Origin of the sequence: Staphylococcus sp. HMSC070D05, assembly GCF_001815595.1 — a bacterium.
In the GTDB taxonomy this organism is placed as follows: domain Bacteria; phylum Bacillota; class Bacilli; order Staphylococcales; family Staphylococcaceae; genus Staphylococcus; species Staphylococcus hominis.
This window is the reverse complement of record NZ_KV821102.1, coordinates 1-20,202: the sequence shown is the minus strand read 5'-3', so window position 1 is coordinate 20,202 and position 20,202 is coordinate 1. Positions and strand designations below refer to the sequence as shown.

The following is a 20,202-nucleotide window of genomic DNA, read 5'->3' as shown; positions in this document are numbered from 1 at the left end:
ATTTAATTTAACGGTCTAGTTCTCTTATACATACTTATTTTACGATGTTACACTTATTTTTTCATCTAAATCCTCTTGTTAAATACATTCAACAATAGTTCAATGATTTTTTCTTTAAAATAGAATACATCTTAATAAATGAATGTTATAATGTTTGTGAAATAATTCACAATTTATATTGGAGGAATCATCATGAAAGCTTACATCTATGAAAAACCCGGCGTCGCTAAGCTCGTCGATAAAGAAAAACCCGTTGTTACGGAAAGTACTGACGCTATTATTAGAATGGTCAAAACAACAATTTGTGGTACTGATTTACATATTATTAAAGGGGACACACCTGAAGTTCCTAACTATACAACCTTAGGTCACGAAGGTATTGGTATTGTTGAATCTGTTGGTTCTAATGTCAATCACTTCAAAGTCGGCGATAGAGTCATTGTGTCTTGTATCTCATCTTGTGGCAAATGTTATTACTGTAAAAAAGGTATCTATGCTCATTGTGAAAATGGGGGCGGATGGATACTAGGACATCTTGTTGATGGTACTCAAGCAGAATATGTGAAAGTACCTTTTGCAGATAATTCTTTATATCATGCTCCTACTTCTTTACCTGATGAAGCACTCGTAATGCTTTCAGATATTTTACCGACTGGTTATGAAATTGGTGTATTAAAAGGAAAAGTAAAACCTGGAAGCACTGTTGCTATTGTAGGTGCTGGACCAGTTGGATTAGCTTCTTTATTAACTGCTCAATTCTACTCACCTTCAAAAATAATTATGATTGATTTAGATGATCATCGTTTAGCTACAGCCAAAAAATTTGGCGCGACTCATACAATTAATTCTAGTAATGTGAATGAAGCAATTCAACAAATCAAAGATATCAATCATCGTGGCGTCGATGTTGCTATTGAAGCAGTTGGTATTCCAGCCACATTTGATTTATGTCAAAAGTTGATTGGGGTCGATGGAACAATTGCTAATGTTGGTGTTCACGGCTTACCAGTTCAATTTAATATCGAAAAATTATGGATTAAAAATATCAACGTTACAACTGGTTTAGTTTCCGCTAATACCACTGAAGAATTGTTAGAAGCTCTCAAATCTAAAATCATTCAACCTGAACAACTCGTGACACATTATAGTAAATTAAGTGACATTGAAAATGCTTATGACTTATTTAGAAATGCTACAGATCATAAAGCTATCAAATTATTAATTGAGAATGATATCACTAAATAATATTGTGTATTAAATAAAAAGTGTGGTGACAGAATTCTTTTTGAATTCGTCGTCCTGTCATGGCAAAAAGGACTAGAATTGAAAAACTTGAGACCACACCTTTTCAATTCAGTCATCGACTGCTAATACATACAAACAAGCCTGAGACACATATAATGTCCCAGGCTTGTTTTATTATTTAATTGTCATAATGCGCTTACCAGGATCTACTGAATCAACATCATTGAATGTTAATGTTTGATCACCTTGGTTTGTAATAATCACTGGTGTGACAACACTTGGCGCATGTTCTTTTAAGTATGCTAAATTAATTTTCATTAATGGTTGACCTTGTGTGACAGGTTCATTGACATCGACTAAACTTTCGAAGCCTTCACCATTCAATTTTACTGTATCGATACCAATATGAATTAATACTTCAATTCCTGTATCAGATTCTAAACCGATGGCATGTTTCGTTGGGAAAATCGTTTTAACTGTACCATCAAATGGTGCTACAATTTCGCCTTTTTCAGGAACAAATCCGATACCGTCACCCATCATTTTTTCTGAGAATACTTTATCTGGCACTTCAGATAATGGAATTATATGACCCGTACCTGGTGCATAGATATCAGTTTCTTTTACCTCTTCTAGTTGTACTGGCTCATCTGATGTATCTTCAGTCACAGTTGTTTCACTAGGTTTTGTGATGTCTCCATTCATAATGCGTGCCATATCATGTTTAATTTGATCTGATTTAGGACCAAAAATCGCTTGCATATTATTTCCAACTTCAAGCACTCCCGAAGCACCGAGTGATTTTAATCCTTCAACATCTACTTTAGATTTATCATTAACTTCTACACGTAAACGTGTAATACAAGCATCTAAATGTTTAATATTTTCTTTACCACCCATTGCATCTAACACATCAAATGGTAATTTACTTGCAGATGTATTAGCTACAGAGGCTTGTTTATCTTCACGACCTGGCGTTTTGAAGTTGAATTTAACAATTAAGAATCTAAATACTACATAATAAATGACAGCGTAAACTAATCCTACCGGAATCACTAACCACCATGGTGTTTTATTTGGAAGAATACCTAATAAAACAAAATCTATGAATCCTCCAGAGAATGTATATCCTAGATGCAAATGTAGTAAATAAAGCGTTAAAAATGATAATCCATCAAGTACTGCATGAATAAAGAATAATAATGGTGCTACGAATAAGAATGAAAATTCTAATGGTTCAGTAATACCAGTTAAGAATGATGTTAAAGCTGCTGATAACATCAAGCCTCCAACTACCTTTTTATTCTCAGGTTTAGCTGTTTGATAAATTGCTAATGCAGCTGCTGGTAATCCAAACATCATAACAGGAAATTCACCTTGCATGAATTTACCTGAAGTTAAATGAACACCTTCACGTATTTGCTCAATAAAAATACGTTGATCTCCTCGAATAATTTCTCCAGCTGCATTTTTCCAAGAACCAAATTCAAACCAGAATGGCGCATGGAAAATATGATGTAAACCAAATGGAATAAGTAATCGTTTAATAAATCCAAATAAGAATACTGCCAATCCAGTATTAGAATCTAATAAACCTGTACTAAATGCATTTAATCCATTTTGAATGAATGGCCAAATCCAAGCCATTGGGAAAGCTAAAATAAATGATGTCGTTGCCATCATAATCGGCACGAAACGTTTACCCGCAAAGAACCCTAAATACGATGGTAAGGAAATATTATAAAACTTGTTATAACACCAAGCTGCTAGAGCACCTATAATAATCCCACCAAACACTCCAGTTTGAAGTGTAGGTATGCCTAAAACATTTGCGAATCCTTTAGATGGGTCTTCCAATTGTGCTGGTGTAACATTTAAGAATGCTCCCATTGTTTTATTCATAATAATAAATCCAACAAAAGCTGCAATGGCTGCTACACCATCTCCACCTGCTAGCCCTATTGCTACACCGAGTGCAAAAATGATAGGTAAGTTATCAAAAATAATACCACCAGCACCTGTCATCATGTTAGCAATATTTTGAATTACTCCATTTTTAATAAATGGAAGATATTGCTGTAATGCTTCACCTTGAAAAGCTGTTCCAATTGCTAATAATAATCCAGCTGCAGGCAATATTGCCACAGGTAACATTAATGCTTTACCAATTCGTTGCAATTGTCCAAATAGCTTTTTAAACATTTTGATTCAATCCTTTCAATGTATCTTTTTTACGCATAAAAAAAAGCATGACCAAATAAGCCCATCATTTATGACAAAAATAATGGTAGCTTATCTGCTCATGCCTAATCAAATAGTAACACGCAGTTCTTTTTTAACAATTTAATTATACATATAATATAAAACGTTTTCAATATCTTTTTTACTAATATTTTACATTTTTTATAATTTAAATATTCATAAAAAAACACTGACAAAAGCATTACTTTCGTCAGTGTGTCGAATCTATTTCTTATAAGAAACGTTTAGCAGCTACAGAAATTGGTGGTACTTTATCGAAGTCAAATTCTTTGTCTTCTGTGATAGATCTGTAAGCCCATTTACCATAACCATATGCTTCTTCGTTCACGATTTGACCTGGTAATGGCGCAGCGTTCGGATCAACATGTACATCAACAACAGTTGGTACATTTTCATTTAATGCTGCTTCAACAATTTCATCAATACGGTTAGGGTCTTTTAATACATAACCTTTACCACCAGCAGCTTCAGCGAATTTAGCATGATCCATATCAGAGAAGTCAATGGCATATTCTAATTCACCAGCAGCTTGTTGTTCATATTTAATGAATGATAATTGTTTGTTATTTAATACGAAGACTGTCATTGGTAAATCGTATTGAACAGCAGTTGCGAAGTCTTGCATTACCATTTGGAATGCACCGTCACCAGTAATTGCAATTGCTTGACGACCTGGGTAAGCAATATTAGAAGCAAGGGCACCTGGAAGACCGCAACCCATTGTACCTAACCATGCTGAGATAATAAATTTATTATTAACATTTAAGTCTAAGTAACGTGTACCCCAAACAGTTGAAGTACCAACATCGATTGAGTATACCGCGTCATCTTTACTGTAATCATTGATAGCTTTCATTAAACGTTCTGGACGAATTGGAGCACTTGTGTTATTCATGTCTTTTTCCATCCATTTATCCCATACAGCTTTACGTTTTAACGTCTTGTCTAAGAATGAACGACGAGGTACTGGTTTGATCGCTTCAGTTAATTGATGGAATGCTAATTTAACGTCACCAACAATACCAACATTAATATCGAAACGTTCACCAATTACGTTTGGATTTGTATCAATTTGGATTGCTTTAATATTTTTCTTAGGTAAGTAACTTGCATAAGGGAAGTTAGTACCAGCCATAATTAATAAATCAGCATCTTGAATAGTTTGGTAAGACGTTTTTGTACCAATTTTACCTAAGTTACCAACACTGTATGGATGTGAGTCAGGTAAAACAGTTTTAGCTGGTAATGTATGAATTACAGGGATTTTAGCTGCTTCAATGAAGTCTTGTAATTCAGTTGAAGCATTTTTTGCACCCACACCAACAAGCATAACTGGTTTTTTACTTTTGTTAATTAATTTAGCAGCTTTTTTAATGCTACGATAAGATGGTGTTGGTAACACTGGTCTAGACGTATCTACTGGACGATGTGTAGTGTCTTTAATTTTTTGCGTTAATAGGTCATTTGGACAAATAATAACTGCTACACCATTTTTTTCATATGCAGTACGAATCGCTTCATTTGTAATTTCAAATAAGTCATCACCTTTTTGAACTTGATGATGGAATACTGCTACGTCGTCAACCATTTTAGAAATGTTAGTTTCTTGGAAGAATTTTGTACCTAATAATGTACTATTCGTTTGACCTGTAATAATAAGTTGAGGTACACGATCCATTTTAGCGTCATACATACCATTTAATAAGTGAACAACCCCAGGTCCACCAATACTTAAAGCTACACCGATTTTACCTGTTAACTTTGTATATGCTGCAGCTGATAAGCTTGCAACTTCTTCATGACGTACATGATAAAATTTGAAAGTATCTCTAACTGTTCTTAAATTATCTACTACTGCGTCAACTGAGTCACCTGGAATACCCCATAAGTGATCAATATCCCAAGCTTGTAATGCTTTAACTAATGCTTCATTTGCTTTAATCTTCGCCATTTGATTAAATAGCCCCTTTCCTAAATATACATTTTATTTCTGTATTCCCTTTAGTAAAACAACTTAATCATAATTGGAATAAGAATTGAACTAATAACTGCTGTTAAAATCATTCCAATTGAGCTAAATGCGCCAGATTCGATGTCGTGTTCTAACGCTTTTGCAGTTCCAAAAGCATGTGATGCATTTCCGTATGTTAAACCTCTCGCGATTGATGTTTTAAATTGACCAACCTTAAGTAGCATTGAACCCATCATACTACCTATCAATCCAGTAGTAATGATAAACAGTACTGTAATCGTATCTGTACCTCCAAGTTCTTGAGAAACTTCAATTCCTACAGCAGCTGTGATTGATCTAGGTAGTATAGTTACGATTGTTTCTTCTGAGTAACCTAATAACTTTAACGAACTAAACACTAACACAAAATTCAATATCACGCCAGCCATGACGCTTGAAAAAATGACCCCAATATTTTCTACAATCTTATCTTTATTTTTATAAAGTGGATAAGCAAGACATACAACAGTGGCATTTAATAGATGATTAATCCATTGACCGCCAATCATGTAATCGTGATAGTTTTGACGTGTTAAAAGTAAAACAATAATTATTCCAAGTGAACCGATTAATGCTGGATTCAATAATGGGTTATTATATTTACGTTGTAATATTTGAGCAAGTTTATACATTACAACAGTTAATAATATCATTAAAACGCCTTTTAATATATCCATTTTTAATGATTTCCTTTCTTAGTATGAGTTTTTTTCTTAGACATTGTTTCAGCAATAAATCCAGAAACAAGTGCCACACAACTTGTACCAATAATAATCAAGAGGAAGAAAATAATGTAACTTGTAGTGATATTAGAAACAATATCCATAATTCCTACAACTGAAGGAATAAAGAAGAAGACCATTGTGGTTAATAAGAAGTCGGCTCCTTTAGAAACCCATTCAACACGAATAATTTTAAAATGTAATAAAATATAAAATAATATCATACCGATAATACTTCCTGCTAACGGTATATGTAGCCATTTTTGTAGCAGTGAACCTATAATACTAATCGCTACCACCAATACGATTTGAAGAATAATCTCTATAATATTTAATGCTTTTTTCAAAACGACTGACCTCCATAAATTTGTCGAATTTGTTACAGCGATTTTTTAGTCTATATTCAAAATTGTAATCTATATGGATAGATTATAAAAATATTGATTTTATATATAACTTATAGTTATTTTCTATGGAACCGTTTTAAAAATAAAAAAATAGTGAGAAAACCTACGTTAAGGTTTTTCACTATTTGTAAAAATGAACCGTTTACTTGTTTTCCAATCTCTCAGTCATAAATTTTATCCATTTAGAAGTTGCATAACTTAAAAGTTTATCTTTTTTCCAAATTGCTCCAAGTTCCCAACTCATACCTGAGTCTTCAATTTTTATACTTTTAATCTTATCTTTTAACATATTGGCAATATGTTCTGGTAAAATACTAACACCTAATCGTGCTATTACTAAATATTCAATGAAATTCCATTGTGATACATTGGATACTGTATTTGGGATAAAACCAGCATTTTTTGCAGTAGCTATAATTTTATCATTAAGATAAAAGTCCTCATTGAATAATATAAAATCTTCATTTTTCAAATCAGCCATTGTCACAGATGAACGCTTAGCTAACTGATGTTCTTCACTCACTATAAGTCTTAAATCTTCACTATATAAAGACACATAATCAAATGTGTTCTCATCTATAGGAATGGTCGTAATGCCAATGTCTATTTGATCGTTAATCAAACGATTTTCAATCGATTTACCGCCACTTTCATTAAGACTATAGGTAACGTTTGGATATAATTTATGAAACTCCGCCAAAATATTAATAAACTGTTGCATATCCATCACTGCTGACATTCCAATATTAATATGGCCTGTTTCTAAACCAAGCAAGCCATTAATTTCATTTGGAATATTATCATATAATGCCAAAATCTCTTCACATTTTTTATAAAACACTTTTCCTGCATCTGTAAGAACTAAATAACGTTTTTGTCGATCGAATAAAGGCATGTCTAGTTCTTTTTCAATATCTTTTATTGCTTTACTTATCGTTGGTTGAGCAATATATAAAGATTTAGAAGCATTCGTCATACCACCTTGATTCACAACTTCCATAAAATATTTCATATGCTTGATATCCAATTGCTCACCTTCTTAAAAAATTCTTTTTTTATTATACATTATTTTTGTAAAAAAAATGTAAATTCATTCGATAACTTACTCAAATATGTATACTTTATGGAAAAACAATATTTATAAATAAATTATTTTTCATATAAACAAAACTATATTTTCAAATTACAAAAAATGTTATAATCAAAATCGGCTCAAGCGAATATGAGGTGATGAATTGAGCTTTTACGAATTTATGCAAAATTTTATAGGCGATGACACACCATTAGGTGAATTGGTAAATTGGATTAATCAAGATAACACTTTTCCTAAAGACGTGAAGAGCCAAAACGAAATATTGTTATATTTTCGAACAAATCCGTGTCTTGAAAACATACCGGTGACTAGTGTTAAAAGAGCATTAGCTGTTTTTAACCAATTCACAGATGTATGATTTCAATAAAATGTAGTTATACATTACATGGAAGTATCATCTCACTAAGGCGCCCTCGTGGCGTCTTTTTTTATGCAAAGATTTAGTTACGATGTATTACTTATATTTCAGAAGTATTACAGTTATTTGTATAATTCATTTCTTATATTGTATTACAACTTTTTTAATAATAATATTATTTTAGACTTTAAATTATTTAATTTTTGAGGAGAACTTAATGAAAATTAAAACATTCATTTTACGTTTAATATTAGCTACGGCAATTATTTTTACTGGAACTTATACATATCAAAATGTTGAACATACACATACTTCTGAAGCAGCTGGCTATAACTATTATAATAAATATCAATGTACTTGGTGGGCATATCAACGTCGTGTTCAATTAGGTAAACCGGTTTCAAATCAATGGGGTAATGCAAAAAACTGGTATTATAGAGCTCAGCGTGCTGGTTATAGAACAGGACATAAGCCTAAACGCTATGCTATTATGCAATCAACTGCAGGATATTACGGCCATGTTGCCATCGTTGAACGTGTTTACAGTAGTGGAAAAATTCTTGTTTCAGAATATAATTATAATCGTCCACTAGCCTACAGTACGCGTTATATTAGTGCGTCTGCTGCGCGTAATTACAATTACATTTATTAATTGACACAAAATAATAAGCCATGAAAGTTGAGTGATGGAATGTCTTCCATTTCTAAACTTTCATGGCTTATTTTTAAGATTGGCGTATTGATTTTAAAATACGTTCAGCCACTTCAGTATTTGCTTTAGGCTCTTGTCTAAGTTGCTCAGCAACTTTTGAAATTTCTTCATCTTTGGCGCCTACAACAATCGCTAATGATTTATATTGCAAACTCATATGCCCTTTTTGAATACCTTCTGAAACAAGGGCTCTGCAAGCTGAAAAGTTCTGTGCTAAACCTACTGCAGCTACTACATGTCCTAATTCTCTAGCGGACTCAACGTTGAGTAAGTCTAAGGAAGCTTTCGCGATGGGTAATACTTTTGTTCCTCCGCCAACAATGGCTAAAGTCATCGGCACTTCAATTGTGCCTACAAGACGTCCGCGGGCTTCGTCATATCTCCACGTAGCAATGCCTCTATATTGACCATCACGTGCTGCATAAGCATGCGCACTTGCTTCAGCACCTCGTGTATCGTTACCTGTAGCTAGAACAACGGCATGAATTCCATTCATGACTCCTTTGTTATGTGTTGCTGCCCGATGAATATCAACTTGTGCGAGTACTGACGCACGTTCCATTCTCTTAGCTACTTCTTCACCAGAATAATCGCCTCGATTTAAATCAGTGATATCAATCTCACCTTCTACACGTACAACAGAAGACGTTGCGTGATTAGACAAGATACTCATTAATATCTCTTGATCTGTTAATTCATTTTTTAGATAAGCTGTCACTGCTTCTAAAATTGTATTGAGCATATTTGCGCCCATCGCATCTTTAGTATCAACAAATACTTTAAGAGATAATAACTGTTCATTAGGAAAAGCATCTATGTCAATACCACGATAGCCACCTCCACGATGGATGATAGAAGGATAGGCTTCATCTGCAATACGTTTAATTTGGTTTTCTTTCTTTTGAATACGTTGTGTTAAGTCTTCTGTATCTTTAACATTATCAAATATGATTTGTCCGATCATCAATCGTTCACTTTTTATCGTTTTAAATCCTCCAGTTTGGTTAACAAGTTTCGATCCATAACTCGCAGCAGCAACAACTGAAGGTTCTTCAACCATCATAGGTACCACATATTCTTTCTCATCTACGATAATTTTAGGTAATAATCCAACTGGTAACGTACCCTGGCCAATGACATTTTCGATGAGACTGTTTGCCACTTCCTCATCAATAACTGGATTGCTTAATAATGTTTGATAATTCGTTTGATCTAACCACCCGTAGTCTACTAATTGTTTTAATTTATCTTCTCTTGATAAATGACGAAAGTTTTTATCTAAACTTTTCATATTAATGTACTCCTTTTTCAATCATTAAAGCAATACCTAGTCCTCCACCAATGCAAGCTGTTGCGATACCTGTATGTTGATGTTCTTGTTCTAAAGCATTCACAAGTGTTGTAACAAGACGTGCGCCACTTGCACCAATAGGATGTCCTAGTGCAATCGCACCACCATAAATATTTAAAATGCTATCGGGAATTTTTAAATGATCCTTAACAGGTATACTTTGAGCTGCAAATGCTTCAGTCATTTCTATAATATCAATATCATTGATGTGTTGATGTGTTTTTTCTAATAATTTTTCTACTGCATAAAAAGGTGCATAACCCATATATTGTGGATCGCAACCTACTTCAGCGTAATCTCCTACGATGCCAAGAATTTCAAATCCATGTTCTTTTGCAAATGTTGCTTCCATTAAAATAAGGGCAGATGATCCATCATTAATACTTGAAGCATTACCACCAGTGACTGTTCCATTCTCTTTAAATATTGTTTTCAAAGTAGATAATTTTTCAACACTACTATTAGGTCTTATACCTTCATCAGAAGTCATCTCATTACCTTCAGCGTCTGTCATTTTTATAATTTCGTTATCAAATTTACCTTCTTCAACGGCTTTTGCAGCTTTAGCATGAGAATGGTTAGCAAACTCGTCTTGCATGTCACGTGTTACATGATATTTTTCGGCTATATTTTCTGCTGTGACCCCCATCGGAACATAATGGAAAGCATCCGTTAATCCATCATGCATAAAACTTTCTACAGGATCTTCTCCGTCTTTTAAAATAAGTTTAGGTGCATTAGTCATACTTTCAACACCACCAACAGCAACGACTTTAGCTTCCCCTAATTGAATAAGTTGCTTCCCTAAAATAATTGCTTTAAGTCCTGAACCACATACTTCATTAATTGTCATCGCTGGAGTTGTATCAGGAATACCTGATTTAATAGCAATTTGTCGTGCAGAGTTTTGTCCTACGCCACTTTGTAAGACATTTCCGAAGATAACTTGTTCAACAAGAGCTGGATCGATATCAATTGATTCCATAGCTCCTTTTAAAGCTGTTGTACCTAGTTCAACAGCTGAATAATTTCTCAATTTCCCTTTATATCTGCCAATTGGCGTTCTTTTAGCACTTACAATAGCGATTTGTTTCATTCTTTATCTCCTTGCCTGTAGTATATATATAATTGTATTTTAGTAATTTATTTTGGTAAAATACAGAGTATTGTATTGTTAAAATTAGACTATTCGAAAGGATGACATGCCTGTGAATATAGGTATCGATAAAATCAATTTTTATATCCCTAAATACTACGTAGACATGGCGAAGCTTGCAGAAGCTCGTCAAGTTGATCCAAACAAATTTTTAATTGGGATTGGACAAACACAAATGGCAGTAAGTCCAGTATCCCAAGATATCGTATCAATGGGAGCCAATGCTGCTAAAGATATTATAACAGAAGATGATAAAAAACATATTGGAATGGTTATCGTTGCTACTGAATCTGCTATCGACAACGCTAAAGCCGCAGCAGTTCAAATTCACCATTTATTAAATATCCAACCTTTTGCACGTTGTTTTGAAATGAAAGAAGCTTGCTATGCAGCTACACCTGCAATTCAACTTGCTAAAGATTATCTTGCAAACCGTCCTAACGAAAAAGTATTGGTCATTGCAAGTGATACAGCACGTTATGGTATCGAGTCAGGCGGTGAACCTACACAAGGTGCTGGTGCAGTGGCAATGTTAATTTCACATCAGCCTCGTATTTTACAATTAAACGATGATGCTGTTGCTTATACAGCAGATGTGTATGATTTCTGGAGACCGACTGGTCATAACTATCCACTTGTTGCAGGTGCGTTATCAAAAGATGCATATATTGAATCATTCCAAGAAAGTTGGAAAGAGTATGCACGTCGTGAAGATAAATCATTATCCGATTTCGAATCATTATGTTTCCACGTGCCTTTTACTAAAATGGGCAAAAAAGCATTAGATTCTATCATTAATGATACTGATGAAACGACTCAATCTCGATTAACGTCTGGTTATGAGGATGCTGTATACTATAATCGTTATGTAGGCAATATATATACTGGATCACTTTATTTAAGTTTAATTTCATTACTTGAAAACAGAACTTTAACTCCTGGTCAAACAATTGGATTATTTAGTTATGGTTCTGGGTCTGTGGGAGAGTTCTTTAGCGCCACAGTAGTGGAAGGTTTTGAACAACACTTAGATAAAAAAGCACATCAAGCTTTACTAAATGAGCGTCAAGAAGTATCTGTAAAAGAATACGAATCGTTCTTCAGACGTTTTGATGTTTTATCTTTCGATCATGAGACTGAAAACGTAGAAAACGATAAACATATCTTTTATTTAGAAAACATTGAAGATGATATTAGATATTATCATTCTCCTAAATAATGTATATCAATCAGATATTAAAAAAGGCGGGACGATGTACTCAAAATGAATTCGTCATCCCATCTCCCCAAAACATTATAAACGCCTAAGACAACTCATTATGTCTTAGGCGCCTTTTATTTATGGTTTAGTTGTGTATAATGGTCGATATAATTGACTCATATTCACATTTTCAATTTCTAACAATTTAATTTTATTATCAATTGTTCCACCATATCCTGTTAAACTACCATCTTTTCCTACAACGCGATGACAAGGAATGATGATAGAAATTGGATTTTTTCCTACAGCTCCACCTACAGCTTGTGCAGACATTTTTGGTTTGTTTAATACTTGACCAATATGTTTTGCAATCGTTCCGTAAGTCGTAAGCTCTCCATATGGGATTGTATTAAGATAAGCCCATACTTCTTGTTGAAAAGGTGTACCATGAGGTTGTAAAGGAAAATCAATCTCTGGATTATTTCCTAAGAAATAGTCATCAAGCCATCGCTTTACTTTTTTTAAAATATATAATTCATGATTTGTAGGAAAACGTAAATGCGTGTATTGATATAAATATTCTAATTGCGTCACTACTTCTCCGTCTGTAACGATTTCTAAATTACCTACTGGAGATTGATAAAGCATTGAATAGAACATATAACTTCCTCCCCACTCTATTGTATTGTAATAAAAAATAAGAAGCGAGACTGAATTCATTTGAATTCCTCTTCTCGCTTCCATTAATCAATTCTGACACATTGATTTATAACTGTTTAATACTAAGTTTATTTTAAGAATACAATCGTTTTTAATTGAAGTTATATAATTCATAGCCTTTATCTTTAGCATATTCTAATGCTAAAATTTCTAATATATTGATAAATGCTGGCTCATCTTTAACATTTACATATTGGAATTTTAATCCATAATCTTCAACAGTGATTGATTTAATATCGTCTTCGCTCACGCCTTTTTGTTGAGCTAAGCCTTTTTTAAATTTTGTTGTGCCTACACCAGATTTTAAGTTATATTGCCCCATTTTGTTAAATAAGTCTTTAGTAATAGGTTGATAACCTGTTGAATATCCTCCAGTTTGGCCTACAAATATTGGTGTTTTTTTATCAAAAATAACATATACACCAAATTTATCTTGAACTTTTTCACGATCTTGTTTACTAAATGATAAAGCATTATTTTTGTCATACTTAAATAATTTTTTAAGTTGCTTTTTATTATCTTCTTTAATTTGATCTAGCCTTTTACTACCTTTCATATTATACCATCCTCCAGTATAGAGTATTTTTATATTTTATCGAATTATCATTGAATAATTCTATAAAGAATACTATTTTTCTATAATTTTTTAATTTTTATTTATAATTCTAATTAATTTCTTTAAATTTTGTATACCCTATTCATCCTAGTTAAAACTTTTCTATATTGTAAATTATTTAACGCTAAACATAAAAAATCTTTTCTTTTATTAAATTGTAATTTATTAGTTATTCTCTATTTATTTATAGATATTTCTATTCTATAATCATATATTATGTATCTCTATATAAATATTTTATAGTTTACATGTTAGGGGAGAAAGACATGAATGATAAAGATTTAAGAGTGATAAAGACTAAGAAAGCGTTAACGAGTAGTTTATATGCTTTACTAGAAATAGAATCCTTCTCTTCTATTACAGTTCATAAAATTTGTGAAAATGCTGGTATTCATCGTACTACATTTTATAAACACTTTTATGATAAATATGAACTACTCGTCTATTTACTTGACATCATTGGGAAAAATTATTTTGCAATTGATATTAAGGAACGTATTAATCATCCGTTTCAAGTTTTGTCTAATTCATTAAATCGTGAAACGTTGTCTAGAATCGAACACATGCAAGAAGAGGATAATGAATACAACAAAGTTAGAAATCAGTTTCTTATAGATATTATCAAAAACGATTTTTATGAAAATATGGATCGAATCGCACTTGAAGAAACCATTCCTAAAAGCTTAGTTTTCTATGTTTTTGGTTCAATTATAGGTGGTTTTTTAGAGTGGCAAAAAAATGAGGAGACACTACTTACACCTAAAGAAATGGATGAAGTTTTTCATAAATTAGTTAATATTAAAACGATTAATTAATAATCAAACAATCGTTATATCGTTCTAATAAATAAAACCCGTCTTAATTCAACGGGTTTTATTTATTATTAATTATTGTTTTTTATATGATTTAATTTTAATTCATTTAACTGGCTAGATGCATTAATATCACAACTACATTCTGTATCACAACCACCACATTTTCCTTGAGTAGAGCGATTAAAGAATTTATATAATGTATACGCAGCGTAACCAAAAATAGCAACAAAAATGATTACGTTTATTAATAAAGTCATTGTCATCATCCTTATATAAATAGTTTTGTTATTTGATAAAATGCAAATGTTAATATATACGCTGTAAAAATTGGATAAATTAATGCTGTAAGTGTCCATTTCCACGATGTTGTTTCTTTACGAATTGTGGCAACAGTTGAAATACATGGCACATATAATAATATGAAAATCATAAAGGCATATGCAGACAAAGGTGTGAACTGTTGTTGAATGACATTCACTAAACCACCTTCACTAGAAGAATACAGGATAGCCATAGAACTTACAATGACTTCTTTAGCTAAGAATCCTGGAATTAACGTAGCGCCTGCTTGCCAACTACCAAATCCTAATGGAGCAATTAGATGTCCAAAAAATTCTCCAATACTGTGCATGAAGCTTTCATCAATCTGTACATTCACTCCATGAGGACCGATGTAACTCAATGCCCAAATGACTACAGAACCCCCAAAAATAAATGTACCTGCTTTTTTAACAAATCCTTTTGCTTTTTCCCAAGTACTTCTCCATAACGTTTTAACCGATGGAACTCTATATGTAGGTAGTTCCACAATAAATACGGAATTCTCACTTTTAAGAATAAACTTGTTAAGTAATGTACTTACAATCAATGCCACTACAATTCCTAATACATATAAACTTAGCACTACAAGAGATTGATACTTTTCAAAAAATACTCCTACAAAAATAGCATATACTGGCAATCGCGCCGAACATGACATGAAAGGTGCAATTAAAATAGTGATTAGTCTTTCTTTTTCATTTTCAATACTTCGCGTTGCCATAATACTGGGTACATTACAACCAAATCCAATAATCATTGGAATAAATGATTTACCACTTAATCCTATCGATTCCATTGTTCTATCCATTAAAACTGCAATTCGTGCCATATATCCTGAATCTTCTAAAAGTGAAATAAAGAAGAATAATACAATAATTTGTGGCACAAATACTAAGACTGAACCTACCCCAGCTACAATACCATCTGTAATCAAATTTTGTAGAAATGGCACAACATGTATATAATGCATGCCTGCCTTTAACCAGTCTGTGAGTGGTCCACTAAAGAAAGCATCTAGCTGATCTGATAATGGTGTTCCTATCCAAGTAAATGTCGTTTGAAAAATCAGCCACATAATGACTAGAAATATTGGAATACCTAAGTATCTATTCATTATTATTTTATCGATTTTTTCAGTTAAAAATTGCTGTTCTTCATTCGGATATTCAACGACACCAGCTAATAGACGATCAATGTATTGATTTCGAATTATTTCAATATGTTGTCGTATCGATACATCTAAGTGTTGACTTAACTTCTCTTTAATAGGTTCAATTTGTTCGGAAATGACTGAAGGTAGTTCTCGCTCGATTTCCGGATTGTCTAATAAATACTGAATTGCTATAAAGCGTAAACGTTTTGAAGGATATTCTGTATGTGCTTGAATGATAGAAGTCATTTGCTTAATCGCATCTTCAGTTTCTTTACCATAACTGATTTTGAAGTGTCGTTTTTCTTTTGGATGTAAAAAAGACAATTCATTTAGCAATTCCTCCGTACCTTTTCCTTTACGAGCAACAATGGGAAATACAGGTACTTTCAGTTTTCTCATTAGACCTTCATATTTAATTTTAATACCTCTTTGCGTTGCCACATCTACCATGTTTAATCCAATGATAATAGGTTCATTTAATTCCATTAATTGTATTGTCAGTTGAAGGTTTCTCTTTAATTGACTGGCATCAATAATGTTAATCATACCTGTAAATGTATTTGTCATCAGATAGTCTGTGACGACGGTTTCATCTTTAGAAATAGGGGATAAATCATAAATACCCGGTAAATCGATTAAATTGCCAACATCTTTCTTTAATTGTCCAACTTTCTTTTCAACTGTAACGCCACTCCAGTTTCCAACATATTCATACGAACCGGTTAGTGCATTAAACAATGATGTCTTTCCTACATTTGGATTACCTAATATACAGAAGCTTTCGTGCATAGGCTTACTCCTCTAACATAATCAAACGTGCATCACGTTGACGAATACTTACACGTTGGCCATTAATTTCAACAACACTTGGTCCATTTAGCAAGCACTTTTGTTTAATACTGATTTTACTACCTACATTTAAGCCAAAGGCACCTAAACGATATAGCATATTTTTATTTTGAATATCAATTTGTTTAACTACATACTTTTTATCTTTTGATGCAGTACTTACATTTATCATTCCAGTCACACTTTCTATTTGTAATTAATAATCATTATCAACACTTAAATGATAACCTTTTTCACTTACTTTTACAATCATTTATTTATTCATTTTTCATAAATTTTAGATATGATTCATACATTGTTTAGCGTATTTATTTTCTTTTTGAGACTATAAAAAAAGCTATGGAAAATCGAACGAATTCGACTTTCCACAGCACCTACCACTTGGTGATGTTAGAACATCTCTGATACGACTTTTTGTTCTAAGAAGTTTAATAAATAGTCAGGACTGCCTGTTTTAGCGTCTGTACCTGACATTTTGAAACCACCAAATGGATGGTAACCTACCACAGCTGCAGTACATCCACGATTTAGATATAAGTTACCTACATCAAATTCATTTACAGCTTGAATCCAATGTTCACGATTGTTTGTGATGACCGCGCCTGTTAAGCCATAATCTGTATCATTTGCAATATCAATGGCTTCATTAAATTTATCGAATTTGGTGAAGCCAACTACAGGGCCAAAGATTTCCTCTTGCATCACTTGATCAGAAGATGTTAATCCTGAAATGATTGTTGGATGGATAAAGTAACCTGTTGAATCATCCGCTTCTCCACCAATTTCAATGTTTCCTTCTTTACTACCAATTTCAATATATTTTTTAATTTTATCGAATTGTTTTTTATTAATAACAGGTCCCATAAATGTATTACCAACAGTATTACCTACTGTTAAATCTTTTGTTAACTCAATTGCTTTTTCTAAGACTTCATCATAAACAGCACTATGCACAATGGCACGTGAACATGCTGAACATTTTTGACCGGAGAATCCGAACGCTGACGTTACAATAGAGTGTGCAGCTAAGTCTGTATCTACACCTTCATCTACTACAATCGCATCTTTACCACCCATTTCAGCAATCAAACGTTTTAAGAAAGTTTGACCTTCTTGTACAACTGCACTACGCTCGTAAATGCGTGTTCCTGTTGCACGAGACCCCGTGAATGTCACAAAATGTGTATGCACAGAATCAACTAAGTAATCACCAATGTCTTTAGGATCACCAGGCACAAAGTTTACCACACCTTTAGGTAAGCCTGCTTCTTCTAAAATTTCAATCAGTTTATATGCAGTAAGCACTGTGTCTTCAGCAGGTTTCAATAATACCGTATTACCTGCAACCACTGGTGCTAATGTTGTACCCGCCATAATTGCAAATGGGAAGTTCCAAGGCGGAATGGTTACACCTGTACCAATCGGTTTATAGAAATATTGATTGTGTTCACCTTCACGATCTAAGATCGGTTTACCATCTGCAAGTTCCATCATTGAACGAGCATAATATTCTATAAAATCAATACCTTCAGCCGCATCTCCAACTGCTTCATCCCAAGGTTTACCCGCTTCATATACCATGACTGCTGCAATTTCTTCTTTACGACGACGAATCATTGCTGCGACACGAAGCATTAATTCAGCACGATCTTTGTGTGACCATTTACGCCATGCGTCATAAGCCTTGTTTGAAGATTCAAATGCGTTATCGACATCGTCTTTTGTCGCTTTTGACACTTTAGCTACTAATTCAGATGTATTCGCTGGATTAATTGAATCGAATGTATCGTCCTTAATGATATGTTCACCATCAATGACAATAGGAAGCGTTTGGCCTAAACTATGTTTTACTTTTTCTAACGTTTTTTGAAATCTTTCAACATTTTCTTGCACAGAAAAATCAATACCCGGTTCATTTTTGAAAGGTACTACCATACTTCATTACCCCCTATATGTTTTTTAGTATTTAAATTCATTTCTTTAACCCTTTGTTTCTTAATCATGATATTTTCTATCATTAACTTCATTTTACTATGTTTACTTCTTTATTTGCAACCGCTTACAAAATTGTGAATTTGATTTTTGATTCAAGTACTAATGTAACCCTATCAACACACTTCATTATATAAATAATTTATAATTTAAATAAAATAAAGTATAATAATTACAACATAGTTAACCGACATCTAGAAAAGGAAGTATATATATGAAAGTACTTATCACTGGTGGAGCAGGTTTTATTGGCTCCCATGTAGCAGAATATTTTATGAATCATGACACAGAAGTACATATTATTGACAATTTAAGTTCCGGTTTTTTAAAGAATATACCTTTTGTGAACAATGAACATATTTATATCAAAGATATCACCGATTTTAAATTTGTCACACAATTAATACAAAAAGAACAATTTGATTTTGTCATTCATTTAGCTGCTATGGTGAGTGTAGTAGAAACAATCGAAAAACCAGAATTATCCAATTGTATTAATATAGATGCTACTGTCAATATATTAGAAGCAATTCGAACATATAATCCAAATATTAAAAAAGTCATATTTGCTTCTTCTGCAGCTATTTATGGTCATCTACCCGATTTACCTAAATCTGTAGAACAATCTAAACCATTTCCATTATCTCCATATGCTATTCAAAAGTACGCTGGAGAACAATATGCTAAGATTTATAATCATTTATATCAAATTCCTTGTACTTGTTTAAGATTTTTTAATATTTACGGTCCTAGACAAAATCCAACATCTGATTATTCAGGAGTCATTTCTATTATGAATACTAAGTTTTTAAATCATTCAACTTTTACATTTTATGGCGATGGCGAACAAACACGTGATTTTGTTTATATCGATGATTTAATCAATGCTATATCAATCGTTCTTAATACTACTCTAACGGATGGTTTTATCTATAATGTAGGCACAGGAACACAAACAAATTTGAAAGCTGTTTTTAAATCGTTTGAAAATAATTTTAATTATCCTATACCTTATCAGTTTGAAGCCCCACGTCCTGGAGATATTAAACATTCTTGTGCCGATATTACCCCGCTCAAAGCATTAGGTTACAAGCCTAAATATAGTATCGAAGAAGGTATTACAGCTTATTTGACTTATAATAAACATAACAACATCACTATTTAATAGAAAAACGGTTAGCTTTTATTTGGACTGACCCCAATTAGTGGGAATGATAT

19 protein-coding genes are annotated in these 20,202 nt (G+C 32.7%); 6 read left to right on the top strand and 13 right to left on the bottom strand.

The genetic code is table 11. From position 1 onward, the window contains the following. Positions 1-192: 192 nt before the first annotated feature. Positions 193-1,245: a zinc-dependent alcohol dehydrogenase family protein gene (locus HMPREF3046_RS03530; protein ID WP_070716481.1), complete on the top strand. Its 1,053-nt coding sequence runs from the start codon at positions 193-195 to the stop codon at positions 1,243-1,245. A gap of 174 nt (positions 1,246-1,419) precedes the next feature. Here the strand turns inward: HMPREF3046_RS03530 and ptsG are convergent, their stop codons facing one another. The 5 genes from ptsG to HMPREF3046_RS03505 form a co-directional block, all read right to left on the bottom strand. Continuing rightward, positions 1,420-3,447 (bottom strand): glucose-specific PTS transporter subunit IIBC, encoded by a 2,028-nt coding sequence (gene ptsG / locus HMPREF3046_RS03525; RefSeq protein WP_070716479.1) that lies wholly within the window; start codon positions 3,445-3,447, stop codon positions 1,420-1,422. 271 nt (positions 3,448-3,718) lie between these two features. After that, positions 3,719-5,458 carry a pyruvate oxidase gene (locus HMPREF3046_RS03520; RefSeq protein ID WP_070716477.1) on the bottom strand — a complete coding sequence of 580 codons (1,740 nt, stop codon included), beginning with the start codon at positions 5,456-5,458 and terminating at the stop codon, positions 3,719-3,721. Positions 5,459-5,508: 50 nt separating this feature from the next. Next, complete coding sequence (locus HMPREF3046_RS03515; RefSeq protein ID WP_002449420.1) at positions 5,509-6,195, bottom strand: LrgB family protein; 687 nt, start codon at positions 6,193-6,195, stop codon at positions 5,509-5,511. Between the two features lie 2 nt (positions 6,196-6,197). Beyond that, a complete protein-coding gene (locus HMPREF3046_RS03510; protein WP_070716475.1) occupies positions 6,198-6,587 on the bottom strand; it encodes a CidA/LrgA family protein in 390 nt (129 codons plus the stop codon). Positions 6,588-6,789: 202 nt separating this feature from the next. Next, positions 6,790-7,674, bottom strand: a complete 885-nt coding sequence (locus HMPREF3046_RS03505; RefSeq protein ID WP_070716472.1) for a cidABC operon transcriptional activator CidR — start codon at positions 7,672-7,674, stop codon at positions 6,790-6,792. Positions 7,675-7,882: 208 nt separating this feature from the next. Between HMPREF3046_RS03505 and HMPREF3046_RS03500 the strand changes: the two genes are divergently transcribed. Continuing rightward, a complete protein-coding gene (locus HMPREF3046_RS03500) occupies positions 7,883-8,098 on the top strand; it encodes a sterile alpha motif-like domain-containing protein (protein ID WP_002454831.1) in 216 nt (71 codons plus the stop codon). A 217-nt stretch (positions 8,099-8,315) separates the two neighbouring features. Continuing rightward, a complete protein-coding gene (locus tag HMPREF3046_RS03495; protein WP_049417125.1) occupies positions 8,316-8,750 on the top strand; it encodes a CHAP domain-containing protein in 435 nt (144 codons plus the stop codon). Positions 8,751-8,823: 73 nt separating this feature from the next. On the opposite strand, the gene HMPREF3046_RS03490 is transcribed toward HMPREF3046_RS03495, so the two are convergent. Further along, complete coding sequence (locus tag HMPREF3046_RS03490) at positions 8,824-10,101, bottom strand: hydroxymethylglutaryl-CoA reductase, degradative (protein WP_070716470.1); 1,278 nt, start codon at positions 10,099-10,101, stop codon at positions 8,824-8,826. A gap of 1 nt (position 10,102) precedes the next feature. Further along, positions 10,103-11,257, bottom strand: a complete 1,155-nt coding sequence (locus HMPREF3046_RS03485) for a thiolase family protein (RefSeq protein WP_070716468.1) — start codon at positions 11,255-11,257, stop codon at positions 10,103-10,105. Between the two features lie 112 nt (positions 11,258-11,369). On the opposite strand from HMPREF3046_RS03485, the gene HMPREF3046_RS03480 reads away from it, so the two are divergent. Then, positions 11,370-12,536 (top strand): hydroxymethylglutaryl-CoA synthase, encoded by a 1,167-nt coding sequence (locus HMPREF3046_RS03480; RefSeq protein ID WP_070716467.1) that lies wholly within the window; start codon positions 11,370-11,372, stop codon positions 12,534-12,536. Between the two features lie 120 nt (positions 12,537-12,656). Here the strand turns inward: HMPREF3046_RS03480 and HMPREF3046_RS03475 are convergent, their stop codons facing one another. Continuing rightward, positions 12,657-13,178 carry a methylated-DNA--[protein]-cysteine S-methyltransferase gene (locus HMPREF3046_RS03475; protein ID WP_070716464.1) on the bottom strand — a complete coding sequence of 174 codons (522 nt, stop codon included), beginning with the start codon at positions 13,176-13,178 and terminating at the stop codon, positions 12,657-12,659. 151 nt (positions 13,179-13,329) lie between these two features. Further along, on the bottom strand, positions 13,330-13,794 hold the full coding sequence (locus tag HMPREF3046_RS03470) for a hypothetical protein (protein ID WP_070716462.1): 465 nt from the start codon (positions 13,792-13,794) through the stop codon (positions 13,330-13,332). Between the two features lie 326 nt (positions 13,795-14,120). Here HMPREF3046_RS03470 and HMPREF3046_RS03465 point away from each other — a divergent pair, with 326 nt between their 5' ends. Next, complete coding sequence (locus tag HMPREF3046_RS03465) at positions 14,121-14,669, top strand: TetR/AcrR family transcriptional regulator (RefSeq protein WP_070716459.1); 549 nt, start codon at positions 14,121-14,123, stop codon at positions 14,667-14,669. Positions 14,670-14,737: 68 nt separating this feature from the next. Here the strand turns inward: HMPREF3046_RS03465 and HMPREF3046_RS03460 are convergent, their stop codons facing one another. From HMPREF3046_RS03460 to pruA, 4 genes are all read right to left on the bottom strand, one after another. Then, positions 14,738-14,926, bottom strand: a complete 189-nt coding sequence (locus HMPREF3046_RS03460) for a FeoB-associated Cys-rich membrane protein (RefSeq protein ID WP_049432717.1) — start codon at positions 14,924-14,926, stop codon at positions 14,738-14,740. A gap of 11 nt (positions 14,927-14,937) precedes the next feature. Continuing rightward, positions 14,938-16,932 carry a ferrous iron transport protein B gene (gene feoB, locus HMPREF3046_RS03455; RefSeq protein ID WP_070716457.1) on the bottom strand — a complete coding sequence of 665 codons (1,995 nt, stop codon included), beginning with the start codon at positions 16,930-16,932 and terminating at the stop codon, positions 14,938-14,940. Between the two features lie 4 nt (positions 16,933-16,936). After that, a complete protein-coding gene (locus HMPREF3046_RS03450; protein WP_070716455.1) occupies positions 16,937-17,164 on the bottom strand; it encodes a FeoA family protein in 228 nt (75 codons plus the stop codon). Positions 17,165-17,382: 218 nt separating this feature from the next. Then, positions 17,383-18,927, bottom strand: coding sequence for an L-glutamate gamma-semialdehyde dehydrogenase (gene pruA, locus HMPREF3046_RS03445; RefSeq protein WP_070716454.1), 1,545 nt, complete (start codon positions 18,925-18,927; stop codon positions 17,383-17,385). Positions 18,928-19,198: 271 nt separating this feature from the next. Here pruA and HMPREF3046_RS03440 point away from each other — a divergent pair, with 271 nt between their 5' ends. Next, on the top strand, positions 19,199-20,149 hold the full coding sequence (locus HMPREF3046_RS03440; RefSeq protein WP_070716452.1) for an NAD-dependent epimerase/dehydratase family protein: 951 nt from the start codon (positions 19,199-19,201) through the stop codon (positions 20,147-20,149). Positions 20,150-20,202: the final 53 nt, after the last annotated feature.

What these genes read in the sequence shown, in the direction of transcription:
- HMPREF3046_RS03530 (WP_070716481.1), top strand. Translation starts at nt 193, where the DNA reads ATGAAAGCTTACATCTATGAAAAACCCGGCGTCGCTAAGCTCGTCGAT.
- ptsG (WP_070716479.1), bottom strand. Translation starts at nt 3,447, where the DNA reads ATGTTTAAAAAGCTATTTGGACAATTGCAACGAATTGGTAAAGCATTA.
- HMPREF3046_RS03520 (WP_070716477.1), bottom strand. Translation starts at nt 5,458, where the DNA reads ATGGCGAAGATTAAAGCAAATGAAGCATTAGTTAAAGCATTACAAGCT.
- HMPREF3046_RS03515 (WP_002449420.1), bottom strand. Translation starts at nt 6,195, where the DNA reads ATGGATATATTAAAAGGCGTTTTAATGATATTATTAACTGTTGTAATG.
- HMPREF3046_RS03495 (WP_049417125.1), top strand. Translation starts at nt 8,316, where the DNA reads ATGAAAATTAAAACATTCATTTTACGTTTAATATTAGCTACGGCAATT.
- HMPREF3046_RS03490 (WP_070716470.1), bottom strand. Translation starts at nt 10,101, where the DNA reads ATGAAAAGTTTAGATAAAAACTTTCGTCATTTATCAAGAGAAGATAAA.
- HMPREF3046_RS03485 (WP_070716468.1), bottom strand. Translation starts at nt 11,257, where the DNA reads ATGAAACAAATCGCTATTGTAAGTGCTAAAAGAACGCCAATTGGCAGA.
- HMPREF3046_RS03475 (WP_070716464.1), bottom strand. Translation starts at nt 13,178, where the DNA reads ATGTTCTATTCAATGCTTTATCAATCTCCAGTAGGTAATTTAGAAATC.
- HMPREF3046_RS03470 (WP_070716462.1), bottom strand. Translation starts at nt 13,794, where the DNA reads ATGAAAGGTAGTAAAAGGCTAGATCAAATTAAAGAAGATAATAAAAAG.
- HMPREF3046_RS03465 (WP_070716459.1), top strand. Translation starts at nt 14,121, where the DNA reads ATGAATGATAAAGATTTAAGAGTGATAAAGACTAAGAAAGCGTTAACG.
- HMPREF3046_RS03460 (WP_049432717.1), bottom strand. Translation starts at nt 14,926, where the DNA reads ATGACTTTATTAATAAACGTAATCATTTTTGTTGCTATTTTTGGTTAC.
- feoB (WP_070716457.1), bottom strand. Translation starts at nt 16,932, where the DNA reads ATGCACGAAAGCTTCTGTATATTAGGTAATCCAAATGTAGGAAAGACA.
- HMPREF3046_RS03450 (WP_070716455.1), bottom strand. Translation starts at nt 17,164, where the DNA reads ATGATAAATGTAAGTACTGCATCAAAAGATAAAAAGTATGTAGTTAAA.
- pruA (WP_070716454.1), bottom strand. Translation starts at nt 18,927, where the DNA reads ATGGTAGTACCTTTCAAAAATGAACCGGGTATTGATTTTTCTGTGCAA.
- HMPREF3046_RS03440 (WP_070716452.1), top strand. Translation starts at nt 19,199, where the DNA reads ATGAAAGTACTTATCACTGGTGGAGCAGGTTTTATTGGCTCCCATGTA.